The 22,286-nt window shown below is 70.0% G+C and carries 20 protein-coding genes and 1 pseudogene; 8 read left to right on the forward strand and 13 right to left on the reverse strand.

Going from position 1 to position 22,286, the window contains the following annotated elements; genetic code table 11:
- Positions 1–6: 6 nt before the first annotated feature.
- The 10 genes and pseudogenes from OP79_RS37140 to OP79_RS37175 all read right to left on the reverse strand — a co-directional run bounded on the left by OP79_RS37140 (position 7) and on the right by OP79_RS37175 (position 10,374).
- Positions 7–300 (reverse strand): Rdx family protein, encoded by a 294-nt coding sequence (locus OP79_RS37140; RefSeq protein WP_033326780.1) that lies wholly within the window; start codon positions 298–300, stop codon positions 7–9.
- Entirely contained in the window at positions 297–1,211 is a 915-nt protein-coding gene (locus OP79_RS37145) for a HipA family kinase (protein WP_033326782.1), read from the reverse strand. Before OP79_RS37145 ends, OP79_RS37140 begins: the two co-directional genes overlap by 4 nt.
- Positions 1,212–1,287: 76 nt before the next feature.
- A complete protein-coding gene (locus OP79_RS52575; RefSeq protein WP_342669573.1) occupies positions 1,288–1,536 on the reverse strand; it encodes a tyrosine-type recombinase/integrase in 249 nt (82 codons plus the stop codon).
- A 48-nt stretch (positions 1,537–1,584) separates the two neighbouring features.
- On the reverse strand, positions 1,585–2,517 hold the full coding sequence (locus OP79_RS37150) for an alpha/beta fold hydrolase (protein ID WP_157857420.1): 933 nt from the start codon (positions 2,515–2,517) through the stop codon (positions 1,585–1,587).
- Complete coding sequence (locus OP79_RS37155) at positions 2,492–3,265, reverse strand: TIGR03084 family metal-binding protein (protein WP_033326786.1); 774 nt, start codon at positions 3,263–3,265, stop codon at positions 2,492–2,494. Before OP79_RS37155 ends, OP79_RS37150 begins: the two co-directional genes overlap by 26 nt.
- 11 nt (positions 3,266–3,276) lie before the next feature.
- On the reverse strand, positions 3,277–4,269 hold the full coding sequence (locus OP79_RS37160) for an AraC family transcriptional regulator (protein WP_245685583.1): 993 nt from the start codon (positions 4,267–4,269) through the stop codon (positions 3,277–3,279).
- A gap of 120 nt (positions 4,270–4,389) precedes the next feature.
- Positions 4,390–5,949 carry a serine/threonine-protein kinase gene (locus tag OP79_RS37165; RefSeq protein ID WP_157857421.1) on the reverse strand — a complete coding sequence of 520 codons (1,560 nt, stop codon included), beginning with the start codon at positions 5,947–5,949 and terminating at the stop codon, positions 4,390–4,392.
- Between the two features lie 451 nt (positions 5,950–6,400).
- A complete protein-coding gene (locus OP79_RS37170) occupies positions 6,401–8,539 on the reverse strand; it encodes a zinc ribbon domain-containing protein (RefSeq protein ID WP_157857422.1) in 2,139 nt (712 codons plus the stop codon).
- A 156-nt stretch (positions 8,540–8,695) separates the two neighbouring features.
- Positions 8,696–8,788, reverse strand: a pseudogene (locus tag OP79_RS58650) (HipA family kinase); the annotation flags it as partial.
- Positions 8,789–8,856: 68 nt separating this feature from the next.
- Positions 8,857–10,374: an IucA/IucC family protein gene (locus tag OP79_RS37175; RefSeq protein ID WP_033326788.1), complete on the reverse strand. Its 1,518-nt coding sequence runs from the start codon at positions 10,372–10,374 to the stop codon at positions 8,857–8,859.
- Between the two features lie 96 nt (positions 10,375–10,470).
- Here OP79_RS37175 and OP79_RS37180 point away from each other — a divergent pair, with 96 nt between their 5' ends.
- Positions 10,471–11,982 carry an IucA/IucC family protein gene (locus tag OP79_RS37180; RefSeq protein ID WP_033326791.1) on the forward strand — a complete coding sequence of 504 codons (1,512 nt, stop codon included), beginning with the start codon at positions 10,471–10,473 and terminating at the stop codon, positions 11,980–11,982.
- A gap of 33 nt (positions 11,983–12,015) precedes the next feature.
- On the opposite strand, the gene OP79_RS37185 is transcribed toward OP79_RS37180, so the two are convergent.
- Positions 12,016–12,651, reverse strand: a complete 636-nt coding sequence (locus OP79_RS37185; RefSeq protein ID WP_033326793.1) for a winged helix-turn-helix transcriptional regulator — start codon at positions 12,649–12,651, stop codon at positions 12,016–12,018.
- A gap of 86 nt (positions 12,652–12,737) precedes the next feature.
- Between OP79_RS37185 and OP79_RS37190 the strand changes: the two genes are divergently transcribed.
- From OP79_RS37190 to OP79_RS37205, 4 genes are all read left to right on the forward strand, one after another.
- Entirely contained in the window at positions 12,738–13,946 is a 1,209-nt protein-coding gene (locus tag OP79_RS37190; protein ID WP_033326795.1) for a pyridoxal phosphate-dependent aminotransferase, read from the forward strand.
- A gap of 70 nt (positions 13,947–14,016) precedes the next feature.
- Entirely contained in the window at positions 14,017–14,550 is a 534-nt protein-coding gene (locus tag OP79_RS37195) for a hypothetical protein (protein WP_033326797.1), read from the forward strand.
- Between the two features lie 166 nt (positions 14,551–14,716).
- On the forward strand, positions 14,717–15,370 hold the full coding sequence (locus OP79_RS37200) for a hypothetical protein (RefSeq protein WP_033326801.1): 654 nt from the start codon (positions 14,717–14,719) through the stop codon (positions 15,368–15,370).
- 72 nt (positions 15,371–15,442) lie between these two features.
- Entirely contained in the window at positions 15,443–15,883 is a 441-nt protein-coding gene (locus OP79_RS37205) for an acyl-CoA thioesterase (RefSeq protein WP_033326802.1), read from the forward strand.
- A gap of 34 nt (positions 15,884–15,917) precedes the next feature.
- On the opposite strand, the gene OP79_RS37210 is transcribed toward OP79_RS37205, so the two are convergent.
- Positions 15,918–16,319 (reverse strand): winged helix-turn-helix transcriptional regulator, encoded by a 402-nt coding sequence (locus OP79_RS37210; RefSeq protein ID WP_033326804.1) that lies wholly within the window; start codon positions 16,317–16,319, stop codon positions 15,918–15,920.
- 101 nt (positions 16,320–16,420) lie between these two features.
- Here OP79_RS37210 and OP79_RS37215 point away from each other — a divergent pair, with 101 nt between their 5' ends.
- Positions 16,421–17,914 (forward strand): MFS transporter, encoded by a 1,494-nt coding sequence (locus OP79_RS37215; protein ID WP_051745202.1) that lies wholly within the window; start codon positions 16,421–16,423, stop codon positions 17,912–17,914.
- Between the two features lie 80 nt (positions 17,915–17,994).
- On the opposite strand, the gene OP79_RS37220 is transcribed toward OP79_RS37215, so the two are convergent.
- Positions 17,995–18,849 (reverse strand): SDR family oxidoreductase, encoded by an 855-nt coding sequence (locus OP79_RS37220; protein ID WP_033326806.1) that lies wholly within the window; start codon positions 18,847–18,849, stop codon positions 17,995–17,997.
- 96 nt (positions 18,850–18,945) lie between these two features.
- Between OP79_RS37220 and OP79_RS37225 the strand changes: the two genes are divergently transcribed.
- Both OP79_RS37225 and OP79_RS37230 read left to right on the forward strand, forming a co-directional pair.
- Entirely contained in the window at positions 18,946–19,743 is a 798-nt protein-coding gene (locus OP79_RS37225; RefSeq protein ID WP_033326808.1) for an AraC family transcriptional regulator, read from the forward strand.
- A 153-nt stretch (positions 19,744–19,896) separates the two neighbouring features.
- Positions 19,897–22,110: an alpha-N-acetylglucosaminidase gene (locus OP79_RS37230; RefSeq protein ID WP_033326810.1), complete on the forward strand. Its 2,214-nt coding sequence runs from the start codon at positions 19,897–19,899 to the stop codon at positions 22,108–22,110.
- Positions 22,111–22,286 lie beyond the last annotated feature (176 nt).

The following is a 22,286-nucleotide window of genomic DNA, read 5'->3' on the forward strand; positions in this document are numbered from 1 at the left end:
GTCGAGTCAGTCCGCCGGTTTGTCCGAGTGGCCCAGGGTCCTGCCCGGGGCCACTCGGTCGCGTACGAGGCGCTTGACGGCCGTCGGCTCCGGGAAGCCCTGCTCGCGCCGGTCCCAGACCACCTCGTCGTCGACGCGTACGACGAACACGCCGCCGGTACCGGGCTTGAGGGCGAGTTCCGTCAGCTCGGTCTCGAAGGTGGTGAGGAGTTCCTGGGCGAGCCAGGCGGCTCGGGGGAGCCAGCGGCACTGGGTGCAGTACTCGATCTGCACGCGGTGAGCTGTTGTGCGGGCTGTCATTCGACGTGTACCGACCAATCCTGTTCCGCCGCCGGTTTGCCGTGCAGGTCGGGGACCTGCTGGAGCCACTTCGGACGGCCTCTCTGACTCTTCGCCGCGCGCAGGGCCTGCTCGGCGGCGAGTTCCTCCCGGGTGGGGAAATCCGTGGGCAGCCACGCCGCTGATGCCCGCACGCGCGCGTGGAGGTAGCCGGCGTAGGCCTCGCGCAGTTCGTCGGGCGTGGCGAAGCCCGGCTCGTCCGCGAGCCAGGCGTCCGGCACTTCGGCGGTGATCTCGCGGAGCAGCTGTTCGGTCACGCGGGGCGCCAGCTCGGCGTCGGCGGCCCGTACGTCCGGGGCGTAGTGGCCGAGCGCGTGGTGCCGGAAGTCGTACGCCTTCTGCGGTTCCGTCGTGTCCCAGCGGTGGTGGAAGACGAGGGCGGCGCCGTGGTCGATGAGCCACAGGCGTGGGGGTGCAATGCCGAGCGTGGGCCAGATCATGAGGTTCGAGCTGTGGACCGTGCGGTCGACGTTGACGGTCAGTGCGTCCAGCCAGACGATCCGGCCCGCCTCCAGTGCGTCCACGCGGAATGTCTCGGCGACCTCGGGCGTGAAGTCCTTCGCGCCCGGCAGGAAGTCCATGCCGAGGTTGATCCCGGCGCTGGCGCTGTGCAGGTCCCGCACCTCCTGATGCGGCTCCCCGTCGGCGATCGACGGGTCGAAGTGCACCAGGACCAGCTCGGGAAACCTGAGCCCCAGCGCGCGGGCCAGCTCGCCCACGATCACCTCGGCGACCAGCGCCTTCCTGCCCTGCGCGGAGCCGGTGAACTTCACGACGTACGTTCCGAGGTCATCGGCCTCGACGAGCCCCGGCAGCGAGCCGCCCTCACGCAGGGGCGTGATGTAGCGGGTCGCGGTGACCTCTTTCAGCATTTCCTCACGCCACCCGTCTCTTTGGGCTTGCAATCCACGACCGACTTCAGAAGGGCGCGGCAGCGGGAATCACCCGTCAACGGCCCTGGGGAGAATCTGGGGAGCTCCGACCAGCATGCGCTTCTCCCCGCTTCCCGAGCAGTCCGTCGATGGCGTTGCGCCCCTTGCTTCCGGCCTCCGGCATGAAGCGAGCATAGTAACCAAGGGTGACCGCAGGCGAGGAGTGCCCGAGCCGCCGCGCCAAGGTCACGACGGACTCTCCGGCCTCCAGCATGATCGAGGCACAGGTGTGCCGCAGCACGTGGAAACCGTCCTTCGGGGCCACCGCCCACTGCCAGAGTGCGGCAGGTTCCGAGCAGCGGCGCGTTGCCGGTCACTTTTCGTGGCTGAGGTCACCGATGAACTCTGTCAGCAGGTCGGTGAACTGCTGCGGTGCCTCTTGGTGCGGAGCATGGCCGACGCCGGGGATCACCTGAACCTCGCCGCGCCACAGCGCGGGAATGTTCAGCTTTCGCATGTAGTCAAGGCTGACCAGCTGCTCGTCCGCGCCCTGCACGATGGCCAGCGGCCGGCGGAGCGCTGAGACGATCGCGATCTCATCCGCGAACCGGCCCGCCCCGGCGCTGGAACCGAGCCCGGCGCGCGCCGCGCCGTCAGTGGCCAGGATGTCGGCTACGAAGTCGCCGGTGTCCAGCGGCGAACCAGGCGCAGTGAAGGTCGCCGCGGCCAGCTTTGCCTCGGATTCGCTGACGTGCGCACTGAAGAGGGCGCCCATCGCCGGGTTCGGCAGGAACGCCTCCGCCATCTGCGCAGGCGACGCGACCGGCGGCGCGCCGAAAACGACGAAGCCGCACGCGTCCGACAGCTCAGGCGCGGCCTCCATCACGATCTGCCCGCCCATGCTCCAGCCGACGACGACCGCGTCGGAGGCACCGAGTTCCTTCGCGAATCCGATGAGCACGGCCGCGTATCCCGGCAGCGAATAGTCGGCCTGGTCTCTGGCCGGCTCGGACTGCCCGTGACCGGGCAGGTCCAGCGCAAGGCAGCGGAACCGCCGGCCGAAATCACCAGTCATCACCGGAAGCCAGGTCCTGGCCGAAGACGAGTTTCCGTGAACGAAGATGACCGTGCGGTCATCGTCACTGCCCTGGTCGGCCGGGCTCTCCAGGTAAGTAATCTGCTGCCCATCGATTTTGACGCTCTGCCTCTTCACTTGACGCATCTCGGTTGCACTGGTGGTGTTGTTGAGTAGCTCGATCGGCAGATCGCTACTTGCCCCTTCAGAGGAAAACACGAGCGATATCAAGCCATTTCTGCGCGTCCTTGCCGACCGCCGTGAGGTCGGTTTCGGCTCGGGACCTGCGCTGGGTGACTCGAAGGCAGAAGTCGAGGGCACTGCCCTGAACCCGCTGCATGGCATCTTCCGGGCCCCATACCCAGGTTTGGCCGTCGGGACCAGTCAGCTCGACACGGAACGGCTCTGCCGGAACAGGCAACTGGGCGGCATAGAACGACAGTTCTCGCCCTATCACTCCCAACGAGGCCACATGCCGGAGCCGACCCGTGGGACGGCGTGAGACGCCCAGTGCATCGAAAATGTCCTGCCCGTGAGCCCACGTTTCCATGAGGCGAAGCGGCACCATGAGCGCAGCGGTCAACTGCGAGCCGTACCACGGAAATCCATGGTCCAGTGGAATGTCACGTAGCGCCGCTGCCACCTCGGTTCGGCCGACGCGCCATTGTTCCAGCAGCACTGATCGCGGCTTGGCCGCTCCCGCGGCGGCATCGAGATCGGCGTATGTGCTGCCGGCGGCTTCTGCCTGCTTCAGCACAGCGTCAAAGGCGTCCGGGGTCCGTATGGCGATGAGGACGTTCGCATCAGCTGAGGCAAGATGAGCGATCTGGTGGGCAATCGTCCACCCCGCCGCCGGCGTAGGAATGGACCAGTCGGTCTGCGCTGATATCAGGGCGTCCAGCTCATCGCCTTCAGTCACCAAGTCGGGCAGAGCAAGGTCGTGTTCTACGCGGGAGAGGTCAAGGCCGTAGTTCAACATCAGTGTTGCCTTCACGCATTTACGGCAACGGGCTCGTCCCGTTGGGAGCGGTCACGGAAACGTCCGGGCGCAATGCCGTACTCGCGGCGGAAGGCGGCTCCGAACGCGAATTCCGTCGAGTAGCCGACCTGGCGGGCGATCGCCGCCAGCGGCGCCTTGGTTTCCCGGAGCAGCCGGGCGCCGTAACTCAGGCGCCAATTCGTCAGGTATGTCATGGGAGGTTTTCCGACCAGCGCGGTGAATCGTTTGGTGAACGCTGTCCGCGACATTCCCACGGTCTCGCCGAGCTGCTGTACCGTCCACGGCTTGTGCGGGCTCGTGTGGATCTCACGCAGCGCGACAGCGATGGCCGGATCGCCGATCTCCTGCCCGTCCCCGTCACGATTCTGCTCCAGCCACTGGCGCAGGACATGAGTCAACAGCAGGTCCAGGAGCGCAGCACGGGTCGCCCTGCTCCCGGGTTGAGTGTCGGACACGTCCACAGCCAGGAGATTGGCCAGCGACCGCAGTTGTGAGGTGGGGCCACAGTCCGCCGACACCGCGATGACCTCAGGTAACGCTCTGAGGAAGGGATGTACTTGTCCATGGTCGAGCCAGTAGGCGCCGCAGAGGATGTCGACGTCGGCCGGACCGGGGTCGTGCGAGACCACCGGCCGCAAGTCCTGGAGCAGGCATGGTGCGTGGCTCAGTCCACGCTCGGCCCCGAACGGGGTGAGGACGACATCGCCCGCCTTGAGCGCGCGTGGCCGGCCGTTGGCCGTGATCAGCCATGCGCTGCCCCGCAGGAGGATGTGGAAGCCGCTGCCCGCAAAGGCAGGAAATCGCATGCCCCAAGAGCCCGACCCCCTGACCCGGCAGGCCCGGGCGCGCCCGATCCGCACACTCCCGATCGCCTCGCTGAGGATGTCCGTACCTGCGTCGGTACGGGCACGAGCGATGGCGACTGCACCGGTGGAATTCTCTTGGTCCACGACTTTCTCGTCTTTCGTCTGCGCCGGGCCCACAACGGCCCAGGTCCGCCCCTACCTCCGTAGCCTAAGAAGATCGGTATAGCGGGCACTTGAACGACTGCGCCGTCCGAGCAGAACATGTGCGCCACGTGGCGATCACCGATGTGGCGCCCGTCAGGGTTGAGGCGTGACGCTCACCTGTACGGTCACCGTGCCCCGGTTGTCCTCGAGACAGGTCCCGTCACCGTCGTTGATCCGCAGTTGCAGGGTGCCGTCCCCGGACGCCTTGAAAGCCATCCCCCGCCCAACGACGTGGACGGGGAAGTCCTTTGCACCCACCAGGCGTCCCAGCAGGGTGCCGAACGGCGAGGTGGACTTGACCTTGCAGTTCTTCGCAAAGTCCAGCGACCTGTCGATGGCCGCGCCGTAACCGGCCGGCCCGGTCATGGGCTTGCTCCGGTGGTCGACCGTCCACTCTCCCGAAGCGGACACGCTGACGCGGTCGCCCCGCTGGACGGACACCTCGGTGATCCCCTGCCAGCCGGCTGTGGACTGGATCACCTGACTGGTGGTCGTCGTCTTCGGGGCCTCCTTGGGCGGCAGCACCCCGGTGAGGAAGAGACCGCCCCCCACGCCCGCTGCCAGCACGACCACGCCGGCCATCGTCCACAACAGCCGCTTCGGCCCTCTTGGGCGGGACGAGGGCTGGTGCGCGGGCTTGAGTGATGTGGTGTGCCGCGAAGTCGGCACGGTCTCCCCGGCCGGGATGACACCCCGGCCACTGGTCACGGTATCGGCGTCGGTGAACGACACCGAAGGACGCCCCACGCGCATTGTTGCCGACGGCAGCGGCCCGGCGTCCACCTCCCCCGCCGCGACGTGCCGCAGCGCGGAACGTACGACCGCCGCCGGCGGGCGCTCCTCCGGGGACTTGCCCAGCAGTGCCTCGACGATCGGGCGCAGCGGGCCGAGCCGCTCGGACAGGAGGGGTTGCTCGTACGCCACCGCGTGGAGCGTCGCGGGCCGCGCCGGTCTGCGGAACGGGGACTGACCGCCGCAGACCGTGGCCAGGGTCGCGCCCAGTGACCACAGGTCGGAGGCCGGTCCGACCTCCGATCCCATCACCCGCTCCGGCGCCATGAACTCCAGGGAGCCGACCAGTTCGCCGGTGGTCGTCAGGAACTCGCCGTCGTCCAGGGCCGCGATGCCGAAGTCGGTCAGGACGGCGTTGCCGTCACGGCGCAGCAGTACGTTGGCCGGTTTCACGTCGCGGTGCAGGGTGCCGGCCGCATGCACGGCCTCCAGCGCGTCGAGCAGTTGCAGACCCAGTGCGGCGGTGTGCTGGGGTGTCAGCGGTCCGCTCTCGGTGATCCGTTGGGCCAGCGAGGGGCCTTCGACGAGTTCCATGACGATCCACAGCCGGTCCTCGTACTCGACCAGATCGTGGACGCCCACCACGTGCGGGTGCGGCACCCGTGCGACCGCGCGCGCCTCACGGATCGCGCGGCGCATCCGAACGCGGTGCTCCTCGTCGCCGTGGGTGAGGATATGCAGTTCCTTGGCCGCGACCGGACGGTCCAGCAGCTGATCGTGCGCGCGCCAGACCGTGCCCATGCCGCCTCTGCCGAGGACGTCGTGGAGCAGATAGCGACCGGCGATCAGCCGTCCTGATGCGCGTTCCGCACGCGTCGCCGCCTGGTGATCGCCATCTCCGGATATCACGCGCTCTCTCACGTTCCCCTCCCGGCGATCTGGGCGCCCGCCGGTCATCATTCGCTCGAACGGAGCCGAGCATAGAGGAGTGCATGACGGTTCACATGCCGTCAACTGTGATGCGGTGCAAGTAACTTGCGCCCAGGCCCAGACGGTCGGGACTGTTCGGGTCCTCGTTGAGGGTGTCCATGCCTGCGCCGGTATCTCGGCAGAGCGCACCGGGTGTGCACGCACACGTATGGCTCCGCATCAGCGGAGTATGGCTCACCCGACCGACCGCTGGTTGAGTCGAGCATGCGACATAGCCCTTTGCCCGGAAAACGGACACCGTTGGGCAACATGACACAGCATCATGAGGAAGACCAGACAACGCAATGACGGGGACAACGCCTCGAAATCCGTGGGACGCACTGGTTCCCACCTACGAGCGGTGGCTGGAGCGTCTCGGGAACTCTGTGTGTGCCTGAGGGTTTCAGGTTTTTCGGGCGCGGCGTGGCCGTGTGCGGTCGCCTTTGTGGGGTCCGAACCTCGGGGTGAGGGGGTGGACCTCGGTGGCGTGCGCGTGGTGGAAGCCGGCCCGCCCGGCGGCGCAGGTGCGCCGCCGACAGGTTCCGCGGGAGAGCCGCCCCCGCCCGGCCGGAGCAGGCTCCGGCCGGTTGTCGGGTGCGGGTACTCCATGACCTGGCACCGGCCCGGTATGGGCTGGTGTCTGGGTGTCATGCCCCGCCGGACGCTGGACCACCCCGAGGGGGGTGGTGGCGGGGACCGTACGCGCCTCGGGCATACGGCGGGAAGTCTGCACAGCCAGGCCCTGGACCGTGGCCGGGGCCTGCTGTCCGGTAGGGCGCGGGGTGCGGGTGCGCCTCACCTGCGGGCCGGCCGGCCTGCTGGGGGTGGGGCGCATCTTGCCGGGGGTGGTCTTCGGCCCGGCCGGGCGGGGTGGCACGGCCGCCTGTCGGCGGGCGCGGCGCAGCCGGCGGGTGGTCTTCTTCGGCCGGCGCACCGCGGTGACGGTGCCCTCCATCACGGTGCGGAGGGTGCGGTTGCCGGTGGCGCGGTCGGTGCTGGTGTGGGCCTGGGCGAGCAGGCCGCGGGAGACGATCCGGCGGGCGGCCGCGTGATCCCGGTCCAGGGACAGGTGGCAGCCGGGGCAGTGCGCCCAGGTCCAGCCGCGCTCGGCGAGCCGGTCCGGGGCGGGATGATGTCCCAGCGGACCCAGGCAGCCGGGGCAGCGGGCGGAGGTGCCCCGCGCGGGGACGGTGACCACCGCGATGCCCGCCTTCGCGGCCAGGTGCCGGATCGCCTCAACGACCATGCCGCGGACCTGCCCGGACAGCCGGGCGTTGCCTTTGCGTTTGCCGCGCGCCTCCAGGGTGGCCAGGTCTTCCAGGTAGATGACGGTGGCGCCGAGTGCGGCGCTCTGGTCGACGGCCCAGCGGGCCGCCGACCAGGCCAGCGCCTGGTTCAGGTGGCGGATGCGGGCACACACCCGCTCATGCTCGACCTGAAGCACTTCGGCTTTGTCCAGCAGTGCGGCCCAGGCCAGGTGCGGGGAGCCGAGTCCGTCGGCGAGGGCCTGGTAGTGGTCGCGTCGGGTGGCGAGGTGTTCGCGGTGGCCGCGCAGCCGGTGCAGTTTCGCGCTGATCGCGGTGGCGTCGAAGAGCAGCGGGCGGCCGTCGGTGACCACCCGCGCCGTAGTGGCCTGTCCGGTCAGTCGACCGAGGGTGCCGGTGAGCAGCGTGTTGATGCCCCAGTCGAAGCCGACCGCCAGGGTGTGCCCGACGGCCGGGGCCACGGCCGTGGGCCGGGAGTGCGGCAGGTCCACCGCGATCCGCCCGGACCGGGTGGGACGCAGGGTGGGGGTGTGCAGCACCGCCTCCGGGCCGACGGTGGCAGGCAGCCGCAGGTCGATCGCATGCCAGGCCCAGTCCCGGCCCGAGGCGGGGGCCTGGCACAGCGGGAGCTTCACCCGCAGCCGGGCCAGCCCCGCGTCCACCCGCTGCAGGGTGACCTGCTGGCGGTCCATCGCGGCCAGCAGCACCTGCGCGGCGATCTCGGGCGGCTCCTCCAGCTCGCACAACCCGGCGGGCAGCTTCCCGTGCTCGGCCAGATACGCACGCACCTGCCGGGTGCGGTTGCGGATCTCCGCACTGCTGACCCCGGTCGGCAGCAGCGCCCGCAGCGCCGTCCACTCCGCCCCGGTACGCCGGAAGGGATCGGCGGGCCAGGTGGCCAGCACGGCCGCCAGCAAGGTGCGCCGGTGCAGCGCCAGCCGCAGGGTGCGCGCCGCGTACTCCTCCGCACCCCGCCGCACCCGGTCCGACACATACACCCCCGCAGCCGGCGCGGCGGCCCCCGCCCAGCCCAGGCGGCGCAGCGCCATCCACCCCTTGGAGGGCAGCTTCTCACCCTGCCCGTCGAGGCCGGCGGCCAGCACCTGCAGCGAGGCCTCGTCCCACCGGGACGCCACCAGCACCCGGGTCAGCTCGCGGCTCAACCCAGCGAGATACCCCACCCGCTCGTACAGCAGGGCCTGGCTGACCCGCTCACCGCTGCTCTCGACCACGCCACCGAAGGCGGTGCACGTCGCCGTCGCCACCAACCGTCCCACGCCCGCCACCCCCTGTCCGGTCCTCGAGTGGGGCACATCCCCGCACCCGATCGGCCTAACGACCGACACCCGCACAAAGACACGGCACCCGACCGACCACGCCCGGTTCACGCAGGAAAACGCAGCAAAACCGCCAACAGTTGAAGACCCTCACCCTGTCCCCAGGTCGTCGGCCTCGACGACTCCGGGCACGGAGCCGCCGGACCTCAGCGGGGTCACGTATCGGTCGGCGGTCACTTCGCGCAGCACACCGGCCACTGCAAATCAACGGGTCACCGCACCCACCGGCATTAACGGGCAACCGCGGTCTCCGCCCCCTACAGCAAGGGATTGGCCAGCGGCAGATACCGGGCGTCCGCCCCGTCCGCTCCCGTCCACCGCAGCAGCAGGTTCGTCTTGCCGGGCAGCGTGGGAGCCCGGAGCAGCTCCCCCGCCTCGGGCAGCCCCGGCTCGTAACGCCTCAGCTCCCGTCGTACGGCAGGCCAGAGCTCCACCCCCGGATACCGCTCCTCCAACGCCCCCGCGATCTCAAGGAGGTTGTTGACGAGGAGGCAGTACACCAGTCGCTCCCACCCGGCGGCGCGCGTGACGTCGGGCAGCAGTTTCACGCCCTCGGCGTCCCGGAACAGCGCCTGCACCGGCAGACCGGAGTCGTCCACGGCCACCACCGTGTTCTGCAGATGCGCTTCGAGTACGACACCGTGCCGGGCGAACAACTCCAGTGCGGGCGGGACGACTTGACGCACGTACGCCGTCCACCAGGCGGCCGGGTCGGCGAGGGAGCCCAGCGGGCTGCCGTCGAATCCTTCCGTGAGGGCCGCCGCCAGCAAGGGGGTGGCGCCGGGGAGGACGTGGCCTTGCAGGCCGTCGCGTACGAGGACGGCGAGTTCCTCGAAGGCGAAGCTCGCGGTGCGGTAGCCGCGGTCGCTCAGCCAGGCCGCGGGGCCGTCCACGTCCGCGAACGCCGAGGTGACCGCCGCGTCCGTGCGGCGGAGCGCGAGGAGGTCGTGACGCCAGAGACGGCGGATGTCGTTGGTGATGCGGACGTCGAGGCTGAATTTCAGGAAGAGGTCGGCGGCAGGGTCGTACACCGTGCGGATGGCCGCGGTGGGCCAGGCCGGGGACGAGGAGTGGCCGAGTCGTACGAGGCGGCCGTCGGCGAAGGCGTCGCGGATCTCCGGTCGGCTGCCGATCAGGTCGAGCTGCCAGGGGTGGGCGGGGAGAAGCCGGTAGCCGGGAGGGGCCTGGCCCAGCGCGTCGATCGCCCGCAGGTCGCCCTCCTCGACGACAACGTCCTCGCACACCCCGAGAAGGACAAGGGGGAAGCGGGCGTACGCCTCGGGGGCGTACGGGAGCCAGCCGGCGACCGGGCCGCCGCCGCGGGCCTTGGGCGCGGGATGGTAGGGGTGCCCGGTGATCAGGGACTGCTCGGAGCGCTGATACGGGTCCTCGGGCGGGGTCGCCCCTTCACGTGCGACGAGGAGCGCCGCCACCGCCTCCCGGCTGTCGATCATCTCGGCGGGCAGCTCGGAGTTGACAAGGCCGGTGTGCCGGCGCAGCTCGTCGGCGGTGAGTTTGACCAGCTCGGCGTGGGTGAGGCGGTGCCAGGCCCCGGCGGCGTAGACCTCCGGCTCGGTGGGTCGGCGTCCGCCGTGTACCCGCAGCAGCCGTCCCCCGGCAGGAAGCCGGTACACGGGCCGCTCACCGGACCCCGGTGCGGGCTCGGCCACCTCCCGCAGCAGACAATTGAGCAGCGGCGCTGCCGCGTACGCGTCGGCGGCCTCTGCGACGTCGTCCCTGGGAGGCCTGGGGAGCATGGGTTCCACGCGATCCATTCGTTCCATACGGGTGCTGACGATCAGTATGTCTGCCGTAGTACCCGGTCGTAGTACCCGGTCCCGACGCCGTCCCCACACCCGAGGAGCCACCCCGTGCACCATCCCCCCACCCCGGCCGAGGCCGAGTCCGACCTCGCCGCCGAGCTGCGTACCGCATGCCCCTCTCTGCTGTCGCGGTACGCCGCCGAGCTGCCGGGCGCCCGGGCGGCCGTGCTGACCCGGCTGTGGCGTGGTCTCGCCCATGAGCCGCTGCCGTGGATCACGCGACGGGAGCAGGGGCGCGAGGGTCTGACGCTCCATCTGGCCGACGGCCGCCGGCTGCACGGGCCGCACTCGGATGCGTACGGAACTGCCGCCTCTGTTACGGAGGTTGAGCTGGACGGTTCGGCGTATGACCACCCGGCCGCACTCATGACCGCTCTCTCCCTTCCGCACGGTGACGCCTTCGCCGCCGAACTCGACCACAGCGTCGCCTCGTTGGCCCTGTCCCGCGCCGATCAGCCGCCCCTTGACGCACCTTCCGCGACCTGGGAGTGGGAGCAGCGGATCGTAGACGGGCATCCCTTCCACCCCAACTGCCGTTCCCGGCCGGGCTTTTCGGTGGCGGAGCAGCTGGCGTACGCGCCCGAGCACCGACCGGTGGTCGAGCTGGGCCTGGTCGCCGCGCCGGAGGAGGCCTGTCTGGTGGCGGGAGAGTGGCCATACCGGGAGGCCGGGCGGGTACTGATCCCGGTGCATCCGTGGCAGGCCCGGCATGTGCTGAAGGACGAGCAGCTGGTGGGCGAGTCCGGTATCACCGCCCACCCGCTCATGTCGCTGCGCACCCTCGCCGACGCCGCGCCCGGCGGGCCGCACATCAAGACCGCGCTGAGCGCCCGGCTGACGTCGGCGGTGCGGGACATCTCGGTGTACTCGATCGAGACGGCCGCGACGGTGTCGGCATTCCTGGACTCCGTCGCCGCTCGCCTGGACGGTCTCCTTCACATCACGCGCACCCTGGGGGCGGCCACCGCCCACACACCCGATCTCGCGGCCGCGGTGCGCGAGGCGCCTGAGATGTACGCGGCGGAGGGCGAGCGGGTGGTGCCGGTCGCCGCACTCACCATGACCGGCCTGGCCCAATCCCCTTCCTGGATGGCCGAGTTCACGCGGCTCGCGCTGACGGTGTGTCTGCGGCTGCTGGAGCTGGGCGTGGCGCTGGAGGCCCACGGCCAGAATCTTCTCGTGGTGCTCTCCCCCTCGGGCGCCCCGACCCGCCTGATCTACCGCGACCTTGCCGACATCCGCATCAGTCCGGCCCGCCTCGCCCGCCATGGCATCCCGGCCCCGGACCTGTCAGGGCGGCTGATCACGGACGACGAGACCACCCTGCGCCGCAAGCTGTTCGGCTCGCTCGTCACGGGCACGCTGGGGGCGACGGCGGGTTCGAGTGCGGCGCTCGGCGAGGCTCTCTCCACGGCCGTACGCGACCTGCCGCGCACGCCCGACCTGGCGGTCCTGCTGGACGGACCGCTGCCCACGAAGGCACTGACGCTGATGCGGCTCTCACCGGAGCGGCCGGGGGACATCTGGGCACGGGTGCCGAATCCGCTGGGGGCAGCCTGAACTGCCGTGGGCTGGAAGGATGACGCCGTGCCCTCAAATGTCTCGTAGCTCCTTGGCCAGCGGCCTGTCGCCCGCCACTTCGACACGCCCGGCCCGTATCGCTTCCCGTAGTGTCAGGCCGCCCCCGGCGAGTGCCGTACACGTCCCCGAGTCGAGCGCGAGCCGGGCATCGGGCTCCTCGGGCGCGGCCCCCTCCCCGTAGACCGGTCCGTCGTCCCCGGCGCCAAGGCATACGTAGAACTCCCCTTCCTCCAGCTGTACTTGTACGACCCCCTCGCCAAGTCCCGTCAGGCAGCGCAGCAACGGCAGCACGAACCAGTGCGCACGCACCGCGTCGGTGGGCCGCCGCTCCTGGAGCAGGGGCGCGCCCCACTCGCCCAGCGCCTGCAGGACGGGGAGCAACTGGCGTCCGCGGTCGGTGAGTTCGTACACGAAGGCCGCTCCCGGCGGGGGCAGCCGACGCCGGGTGGCCAGCCCGTCCCGTTCCATGTCCTTGAGCCGGGAGGCGAGGACGTCCGTGCTCACGCCGGGCAGGTCCGCGTGCAGGTCGGTGTAGCGGCGCGGACCGGCGAGGAGCTCGCGCACGATCAGGAGGGTCCAGCGGTCACCGACGGCGTCGAGGGCCCGGGCAGCGGAACAGTACTGGTCGTAGCTTCGGCGTGGTGACATGCGACGCAGTCTAGACATGTTGTTGGACTTTCCAAGCTGGTACTTGGTAAAACCAAGCAACACACCAACCTGGAGGTGCGCACCGCATGGAGTTCCGGCAGTCGAGCAAGCTCAGCGAGGTCTGTTACGAGATCCGGGGTCCGGTAATCGAGCACGCGAACGCCCTGGAGGAGGCGGGCCACAGCGTGCTCCGGCTGAACACCGGCAACCCGGCGCTCTTCGGCTTCGAGGCGCCGGAGGAGATCCTCCAGGACATGATCCGCATGCTGCCGCAGGCACACGGCTACACCGACTCGCGCGGCATCCTCTCGGCCCGCCGCGCCGTCGCCCAGCGCTACCAGGACCTGGGCCTGGAGGTCGGCGTGGACGACGTCTTCCTCGGCAACGGCGTCTCGGAACTCGTCTCGATGGCGGTCCAGGCGCTGGTCGAGGACGGCGACGAAATCCTCATCCCCGCCCCGGACTTCCCACTCTGGACGGCGGTGACGACGCTCGCGGGCGGCAAGGCGGTGCACTACCTCTGCGACGAACAGGCCGACTGGTACCCGGACCTGGACGACATGGCGGCCAAGATCACGGACCGTACCAAGGCCGTCGTCATCATCAACCCCAACAACCCGACGGGCGCGGTCTATCCGAAGGAGATCATCGAGGGCATCCTCGACCTCGCGCGCCGGCACGGCCTGATGGTCTTCGCCGACGAGATCTACGACCAGATCCTGTACGACGACGCCGTGCACCACTCGGTAGCCTCCCTCGCCCCCGACCTGGTGGTCCTCACCTTCTGCGGACTGTCCAAGACGTACCGCGTGGCGGGTTTCCGCTCCGGCTGGATGGTCGTCACGGGCCCGCGCCAGCACGCCCGCAACTACCTCGAGGGCATGACGATGCTGGCCTCCATGCGGCTGTGCGCCAACGCGCCCGCCCAGTTCGCCATCCAGGCCGCGCTCGGCGGCCGTCAGTCCATCCGCGAACTCACCGCGCCCGGGGGCAGGTTGCGCGAACAGCGCGACCGCGCCTGGGAGAAGCTCAACGAGATCCCGGGCGTCTCCTGCGTGAAACCGAAGGGCGCGCTGTACGCGTTCCCGCGCATCGACCCCCAGGTGCACAAGATCCACGACGACGAGAAGTTCGTCCTCGACCTGCTGCTGCAGGAGAAGATCCAGGTGGTCCAGGGCACCGGCTTCAACTGGCCCCGCCCCGACCACTTCCGCATCCTCACCCTCCCGTACGTCGACGACCTGGACGCGGCGATCGGGCGGATCGGGCGGTTCCTGAGCGGGTATCGGCAGTAATCGGCAGTAGGGGTTCTTGGCAGTAACTCCTGTGGGTACATGCCCGGTTGGTCTGGGTAACTCTCTTCGCATGACTGACCGACCTCTGCTGCTCCTCGACGTCGACGGACCGCTCAATCCCCACGGCGCGCGGTTCGTCCGACCGCGCGGGTATGTGACGCGGCGGCTGCATCCCGCGAACTGGTCCGCACGGCAGGCGCCGGGGTCGCGGCGGCTGCGGCGAGGCTTGCGGGTGCGGCTCAATCCGGGGCATGGGGCGCGGCTGATGGCGTTGCCGTACGAGCTGGCGTGGGCCACGACCTGGATGCACGATGCCAACGAGGTGATCGCGCCGGTGATCGGGCTGCCGGGCGATCTGCCGGTGATCGAGTGGCCCGAGTTGTTCGTCAGGGACCCCGAGGGTCTGTACTGGAAGACGCGGCACGTCGTGGCGTGGGCTGCCGGCCGGCCTTTCGTGTGGGTCGACGACATGATCACCGACCTCGACGTACGGCATGTCGCCGCGCATCATGACGCGGCGGCGCTCCTGCTGCCGATCGATCCGCGCAAGGGGCTGCGGGAGCGGGACTTCGAGGAGTTGGAGCGGTGGGCTCGCGAGTTGTGACGGGCGAAGGACGAATGGGCGGGTGACGGACGAAAGGGCAGGGGCTTCTGATGGATCTCCGTGACGCCGCGGAGGTCCATCAGAAGCCCCCTGGTGTCAGAGGCGGGTCGTAGTCTTCGAATGGGCTCACTGATCAAGTGGAGCCGGATTCGGGGAGGAGCACGCCGTGACACGACCGCCGACCGCCGCGCAGCGGCGTGTCATCGATGCCGCCGATCCCGTGACGGGGCGGCTCAGGGGTACGGAGAGCCAGCTCGCGGCGCTGGTGAAGCGGGGGCTCGCCTTTCGGCATCCCCGGCCGCCGCACAACCACTTTCTGACACCGGCCGGGCATCGGATACGTGAGGAAGGGGCTGCGGAGGCCGAGGTCGCCAGTGTCCCCGCCGCCGAGGACGCCGCCAGTCGTGCGCCCGCCGGTACCGGTGTGTTCGCCGCCCGGATCGGCGGCAAGGAGAGCATCGATACGGGGCCCGGGCGCATACGTGAGGTGCACAGCGCCTGGCAGGGGCTCCTGGAGCTGCGGAGGATGACCAATCCGGACGGCGCCGTGGACCGGCCGTGCGGATGGGAGCGTACGCATCTGGTGCAGGCCGCCGCGCTCGCGCTGGAGGCGGCGGGGCACCGGCCCGCCGGGGCTGACGCCGACGGCTACCGGGTGCGTGCGACACCGCAGCCGGAGGCGGTCGCGGTGCACGTGCCGGACGCCGAGTCGCGGCAAGGCTGTGCGGCCACGCTGGAGAAGGCGGGCTGGCAGGTCGGGGAGTACACGGAGCCTCGTACCCGAGCGCGCTATCTGCTGGCTTCACCGCGACGGGTGTGACTTCACCTCGCCGCGACGCGTGTGAGCCGGGCATGCCAAGCTGGTGATCACAACCGTCGAGAAGGGGAAGCCGTGCCAGAAGCGACAGCAGCGTCGGGACCGTTTTCCGTCCATGTGACCGTCCGTGGATACGAGACCGACGTCCTGGGCCATCTGAACCAGAGTGTGTATCTGAACTACGCGGAGCACGCCCGCTGGTCGTTAGTGCAGGCCGCCGGAGTCAGCCAGGAGAGCCTGATAGCCAAGGGGGTGGGCCCGGTGACGCTGGAGACGACCATCCGTTACAAGCGGGAGCTGCGGGCGGGCGACGAAGTCGAGGTGACGTGCGACTTCCACATGGACGAGTCCAAGATCTTCCGCGTCGAGCAGCAGATACGCAAGACCGACGGCACGGTCGCCGCCGAAATCACGGCCACCGGCGGCCTGATGGACCTCAAGGAACGCAAGCTGGTCGCGGACCCACGCGAGTACTTCCGCGCTCTGGCCACGGATCCTCGACTGTTCGGCCTCTGATCCGTCGCGTGTAGGCGTTCAACTGGCCCCCGGGCTAGGCGTCCAGCAGCTCCGGCCGGTGCTTGGCGTCGTACGCCGCGCGAGACTCGGCGATCGTGACGCGGTGCCGTTCCGCCCAGTCGGTCAGGCCCAGCAGGCTGGTGTACAACTCGCGGGCCACGGGCGTGAGTTCGTACTCGACCTTCGGCGGAACCGTCGGGTGGACGGTGCGCGTCAGGAGTCCGTCGCGCTCCAGGTTGCGCAGGGTCAGCGTGAGCATGCGGCGGCTGATGCCCTCGATGCTGCGCTCCAGTTCCGTGAAGCGGATCGGGCCGTGCGCGGCGGCCACGATGATCATCACACTCCATTTGCCCGCGACCCTGTCAAGAACTTCGCGGACCGGACACCCCTCCGCGTGCACGACCTGCGGAGTAACACCGGTGTTCCCCTGGGACATTGAAGTGCCTCCTTACGCCGGTCTTCATGGTCACTCACGATGTTCCCCGTTACAAGTCGTGCACCTATGGAACATCCAGCAGCGATACGGAGGCCGTGGCCATGTCGTCCCGGAGCAAGTCCCGGAATGAGTCACTTTTCGGCTCACGCACAGAGCGAACGTATTCCCGTTGGGCGTCCCTCGTCGTCCTGTGCGCGGGCACCTTGATGACGATCCTGGACGGCAACATCGTGACCGTCGCGATGCCCGCGATCCAGAGCGACCTCGGTTTCTCGGGGCCAGGCCTCGCATGGGTCGTGAACGCGTATCTGATCCCCTTCGGCGGGCTGTTGCTGCTCGTGGGGCGGCTCGGTGACCTGGTCGGCCGCAAGCGGATGTTCACCGCGGGGCTGGTCGTGTTCACCGCGGCGTCGGTGCTGTGCGGGGTCGCCACCAGCCAGGGGACGCTGATCGCGGCGCGGGCGCTGCAGGGCGTCGGCGGGGCGATGACCTCGGCCGTGGTGCTGGGCATGCTCGTCGCGCTCTTTCCCGAGCCGCGCGAACAGGCCAAGGCCATCGCGGTGTTCAGCGCCGTCGGTGCGGCGGGCGGCGCGCTCGGCACATTCCTCGGCGGAGCGCTGACCCAGGCGATCGGCTGGCACTGGATCTTCCTCATCAACCTGCCGATCGGGGTGGTCGCGTGGCTCGCCGCGCTGCGGATCCTCGCCCCCGACCGCGGCGCCGGGCTCGGCAGGGGCGCCGACTACCCGGGCGCCGCGCTGGTCACCGGCGCACTGATGCTGACCGTGTACGCGATCGTCGGCGCCGGCGACCGAGGTCTCGGCGGCACGCTCGCACTGGCCGCGGTCTCGCTCGCCCTCTTCGTCGCCTTCACCGCGTGGCAGGCACGGGCCGAGCGTCCCCTGCTGCGGCTGCGGCTGTTCCGCTCGCGGCTGCTCACCGGCGCGAACGGAGTGCAGATCCTGATGATCGCGGCGATGTTCGGCTTCCAGTACATCGGCGCGCTCTACCTCCAACAGGTCTTGGGCTACAGCGAGTTGATGACCGGCACGGCGTTCCTGCCCGCGCCCGTCCTGATCGGGATCCTGATGCTGGGCCTGTCCGCGCGGACCATCGGACGCTTCGGCCCGTACCGGGTGCTGCTCGCCGGGCTCGTGCTGATCACGGCCGGGATGGCGCTGCTGAGCCGCGCACCGGTCGACGGTTCGTACGTGACGGACGTGCTGCCCGCGATGCTGCTGCTCTCCGCCGGGTTCGCGGCGGCGTTGCCCGCGGTGACCGGGCTCGCGATGTCAGGTGTCCTGGAGGAGGACGCGGGCCTGGCCTCCGGCCTGTTCAACACCACGCAGGTGGTGGGTGGTTCGCTCGGTCTCGCGGTGCTCACGACGCTGGCGGCGAGCCGCACGGACGGACTCCTGGGCGAGGGCGAGGCCCTGGTCGCGGCGACCGCCGACGGCCACCGGCTGGCGTTCACCGTCGGTACGGGGATCGTGGCGGCGGGGTTGGTGCTCGCGGCGGTGACGCTCCGGCCGGGACGCGCGTCGTCCACGCCGGAGCCGGAGAAGGCCGAGGAGCGTGCGGAGGTGTACGGCTGAGGCGGATGCGGCAGGCGCGTGGGAAGTGGAGCGCGGGCGTGGAGACGGGAGGCGTGCCCCGCTCCACGCCCCGCCGCGCGTCAGACCTCGCCGAAGGCCGTCCTGTGGTCCTCCGCCCACTCCTGGTACGTACGCGGCTGCCGGCCCAGCACCTGCCGTACGCCCTCCGTGACGACGGCGTTGCCGCCCATACGCACGTACGCGCTGCCGGCCATGACCCCCTCCACGTACGCCGCGTCCATGCCCCACTCGGTCAGCTGGGCGCGGGACTGGTCCGGAGTGAGGTCCACGGTGTCGACCGGGCGGCCGAGTACCTCGCCGAGGATCGCGGCCTGGTCGGGGACGCTGATCGCCTCGGGGCCGGTCAGCGTGTAGGTGTGGCCCGCGTGCCGCGCGGAGAGCAGGGCCTCGACGGCGGCCTCGGAGACGTCGCGCGGGTCGATGACGCCCTGGAGTCCGTCGCCGGTCATGTTCGGCACGGGCCTGCCCGCGCGGATGGGTTCGGCCCAGCTCAGGGTGTTCGAGGCGAAGGACGAGGGCCGCAGCACCGTCCACTCCAACTCACTTTCCTTTACGGCCTGTTCGCCCGGGAGATGCCAGGAGCCGACCCTGCCGATGGCGGGGTCGCCGGTGCCGATCGCGGAGAGCTTCACGATGCGGTGTACGCCCGCCGCCTTGGCCTGCGCGACCAGGGCCCGGTCGCGGTCCGCGTCGTCCGGGCCCAGGACGCCGACCAGGAAGACGGCCGTGGCACCGGACAGCGCGGCATCGACGGACGCGGGGTCGAGGTAGTCCCCTCGTGCCACCTCCACCCCGTTGGGCGCCTTCATCTTCGAGAGGTCGCGAGTCAGGGCGCGGACCTTCTCGCCGCGTTCGGCGAGTTGTCGTACGACTTCACTGCCGATGGTGCCCGTGGCACCGGTTACGAGGATCATGGGCACCACCGTGCCGGGCCGGTGGTGGGGGTCTCTAGGAAATTCCGGCACGGTTCGGGCGGCCGTGCGGCGGTCCGGCGCGATTACGGTGGAAGGGTGACCAACTTCCTTGCCGAGCGCACTCTTCCCACCCCTGACGCGTTGCGACCCTGGATCGCCGACATCGGCTTCGGGTCGGTCGACAGTGAGTCGCGTGAGCCGTTCACCCACGTCCCGGACACGGCGACGAATTTGGTGGTCAGGGTCGAGGAGAACGGGCGTCGAGACACGGTTGTCGTCGGGCCGCGCACCCGTGCCTTGTATCACGCGAGCAAGCGGCCCGTGTCCTGTGTGCAGGTTCGGCTCGGGCCGGGTACGGCGCGGCCGTTGCTCGGCGTTGCGGCGGTCGATCTCGTCGGGCGGGTCGTACGCCTGAGGGACCTTCCTGACACCTCGGCCCGGCAACTTGCGAACGAGTTGCGGTGGTTGGAGGCCGAGGATGTGGTGGGCCACTTGGCAGAGGTGCTGCCGGACCGGCTGTCCGCCGCCACGGACCGCTCGCGGCGTGAGCTGTTGCGGGCTGCCGTCGAAGCGCTGTCGACGGACGCGGACCATGTCCCCTCCCAGGTGCAGGACTTGGCGCGTCGCCTCGCCGTCAGCGAGCGGCAGCTGCGCAACCTGTTCTCCGAGGGAGTCGGCGTGTCCCCCAAGCACTACGCGCGCATAGGCCGCGTGCGGCATGTGCTCACCCATGCCGCCACCACGTCCTGGGCCCAGCTCGCCGCCGCCACCGGGTACTACGACCAGTCCCACATGACATCCGACTTCCGCACCCTGATGGGCGTTCCGCCCACCTCCTTCTTCACCGGCCGTCTGCCGAACGCCCAGCCTTGCCAGGCCTTCAGCCGGATCTGAGGCCGAGGAGCTGGGCCCGGGGCGAAACCCTTGGGCCAACTTGCCCATTCATGACACGTTCTCCGCCATGTGGCCGTATTTCCACGCTCAAGTCCTCACTCGTCGGGTATCTCTCTCCACGGCATCCCTCAGCCGTGGAATCGGAGACCCTAAATGCCGCTTGCTCGTCGTGCGTTTCTGATCGCGGTTGCCGCATCGGCCGGTGTCGTAGCCTGCTCGAACGCACCAGCGAAGAGTTCCTCCGCCACGGACGCCAAGGGGGCTTCAGTGACTCAGGCCGGCGCAGCGAGCAGGGCGGCGCGGCGGCTACTGCCGCGGCACTGGGAGCAGTTGCGGTTCGAGACGACGAGCCCCGCCGGGGCCGACGCCTTCCAGGTCTCGGGCAGCACCGGGCGGATCACCATCGGCGGCACCACGCCCGGTACCCAACTCGCTGGACTGCGCTGGTACTTGAAGCACATCACGCACGCCAACATCAGCTGGGCCGGTGAACAGCTCGACCTCCCCGAGCAGTTGCCCGGCTTCGAGGACACCGTCACCCGCCGGGCCAACGTCCCGCACCGCTTCGTCCTCAACGACACGAACGACGGCTACACGGGCGCGTACAACGACTGGACGTACTGGGAGCGCGAGCTCGACATCCTGGCACTGCACGGCTACAACGAGGTGCTGGTGTACATCGGCGCGGACGCGCTCTACCACCGGGTGTTCCAGGAGTTCGGGCACACGGACGAGGAGCTGCGGGCATGGATCGCGGGCCCGGCCCATCAACCGTGGTTCCTGATGCAGAACATGAGCGCGTTCCCGTATCCGGTCTCGCGGCAACTGCTCGACGCGCGGGCCGCGCTCGGGCGGCGGATCGTCGACCGGGTACGGGAGTTGGGCATGACGCCGGTGTTCCCCGGCTACTTCGGTACGGTCCCGCCTGGCTTCGCCGAGCGGAATCCGGGCGCGCGGCCCCTACCACAGGGTGAGTGGATGGGCCTCGCGCGGCCCGACTGGCTGGACCCGCGCACCGACCACTTCGCGCGGGTCGCGGCCACCTTCTACCGCGTCCAGGACGAGATGTTCGGCCCTTCGACGCTCTACAAGATGGACCTGCTCCACGAGGGCGGCGACCCGGGCGACGTACCGGTCGGCGAGGCGGCGAAGGGCGTCGAGAAGGCGCTGCTGACCGCGCATCCGGAGGCGATCTGGGTGATCCTCGGCTGGCAGCGCAATCCGCCGAGGGCGATCGTCGACGCCGTCGACAAGCGGCACATGCTCGTTGTCGACGGACTGTCCGACCGCTTCCCGACCGTCGTCGACCGCGAGGCCGACTGGGGTGACACCCCGTACGCCTTCGGCTCCATCTGGAACTTCGGCGGCCACACGACGATGGGCGCCAACACCCCCGACTGGGTCGAGCTGTACAACAAGTGGCGCACCAAGGAGGGCAGCACCCTGCGCGGTGTCGCCCTCATGCCGGAGGCGGTCGACAACAATCCCGCCGCCTTCGACCTGTTCTCCGAACTGGCCTGGGAGGAGGGCGACTTGGACCTTGAGGTGTGGTTCAGGGACTGGGCGTACGCACGCTACGGAGCGCGCGATCCGCACGCCGAGGCCGCCTGGGACATCCTGCGCCGCACCGCGTACGGCACGACCCGCGCCGACTCGTGGAGCGAGGGCGCCGACGGGTTCTTCGGGGCCCGCCCCTCGCTCACGGTCAGGTCGGCCGCCAAGTGGTCGCCCAAGCAACTCCGGTACAAAGCCGAGGACTTCGAGCCCGCGCTCGACGAGCTGCTGAAGATGCCCATGGGACTTCGCGGCTCCTCCGCATACCGCTACGACCTCCTCGACGTGGCCCGCCAAGCCGCCTCCAACCGCAGTCGTGCCCTCCTCCCCCGCATCAAGAAGGCGTACGACGCCGGGGACGCCGCCGAGCTGGACCGGCTGGCCGGCGACTGGCTCGCGCTGATCGACGTACTGGAGACCCTGATGGCCACCGACTCCCGTCATCTGGTGGGGCGTTGGGTGGCCGACGCGCGGGCCTGGGGCGCCGACGAGGAGGAGCGGGACCAGTTGGCGTACGACAATCTGTCGCTGCTGACGGTGTGGGGCACCCGGCAGGGCGCGGACGCGGGGCTGCGCGACTACGCCAACCGGGAGTGGTCGGGGCTGCTCGGCGGGCTGTACCGGCTGCGCTGGTCGACGTACTTCGACGAGCTGCGGGCCGCGCTGGCGGAGGGCCGGGCGTCGAAGGCCATCGACTGGTTCGCGCTCGAGGACCGCTGGACGCGGGAGCCTGGCCGGCTTGCGACGCGGCCGGTCGGGGACACGTACGAGGCGGCCGTACGGGTTCGCGAACGGCTCGCCGCGACTTCCTGAGCGGGCCGCGGGCCTTGCGTCCATGGGTTTCTCGCCCCCGCCGCCCCTACCCGTCCCATCCCGGGGCCAGCCCCGAACCCCACCAGGGGCTCCGCCCCTGGACCCCGCTGGGGCTGCGCCCCAGACCCCCATCGGCCTGAACGGCCTCGTCCTCAAACGCCGGACGGGCTGACTTG

It is taken from the genome of Streptomyces yerevanensis (assembly GCF_000716805.1).
GTDB classification, from domain to species: domain Bacteria; phylum Actinomycetota; class Actinomycetes; order Streptomycetales; family Streptomycetaceae; genus Streptomyces; species Streptomyces flaveus.

What these genes read in the sequence shown, in the direction of transcription:
- OP79_RS37140 (WP_033326780.1), bottom strand. Translation starts at nt 300, where the DNA reads ATGACAGCCCGCACAACAGCTCACCGCGTGCAGATCGAGTACTGCACC.
- OP79_RS37145 (WP_033326782.1), bottom strand. Translation starts at nt 1,211, where the DNA reads ATGCTGAAAGAGGTCACCGCGACCCGCTACATCACGCCCCTGCGTGAG.
- OP79_RS37155 (WP_033326786.1), bottom strand. Translation starts at nt 3,265, where the DNA reads ATGTTGAACTACGGCCTTGACCTCTCCCGCGTAGAACACGACCTTGCT.
- OP79_RS37175 (WP_033326788.1), bottom strand. Translation starts at nt 10,374, where the DNA reads ATGGATCGCGTGGAACCCATGCTCCCCAGGCCTCCCAGGGACGACGTC.
- OP79_RS37185 (WP_033326793.1), bottom strand. Translation starts at nt 12,651, where the DNA reads ATGTCACCACGCCGAAGCTACGACCAGTACTGTTCCGCTGCCCGGGCC.
- OP79_RS37190 (WP_033326795.1), top strand. Translation starts at nt 12,738, where the DNA reads ATGGAGTTCCGGCAGTCGAGCAAGCTCAGCGAGGTCTGTTACGAGATC.
- OP79_RS37195 (WP_033326797.1), top strand. Translation starts at nt 14,017, where the DNA reads ATGACTGACCGACCTCTGCTGCTCCTCGACGTCGACGGACCGCTCAAT.
- OP79_RS37210 (WP_033326804.1), bottom strand. Translation starts at nt 16,319, where the DNA reads ATGTCCCAGGGGAACACCGGTGTTACTCCGCAGGTCGTGCACGCGGAG.
- OP79_RS37215 (WP_051745202.1), top strand. Translation starts at nt 16,421, where the DNA reads ATGTCGTCCCGGAGCAAGTCCCGGAATGAGTCACTTTTCGGCTCACGC.
- OP79_RS37220 (WP_033326806.1), bottom strand. Translation starts at nt 18,849, where the DNA reads ATGATCCTCGTAACCGGTGCCACGGGCACCATCGGCAGTGAAGTCGTA.
- OP79_RS37230 (WP_033326810.1), top strand. Translation starts at nt 19,897, where the DNA reads ATGCCGCTTGCTCGTCGTGCGTTTCTGATCGCGGTTGCCGCATCGGCC.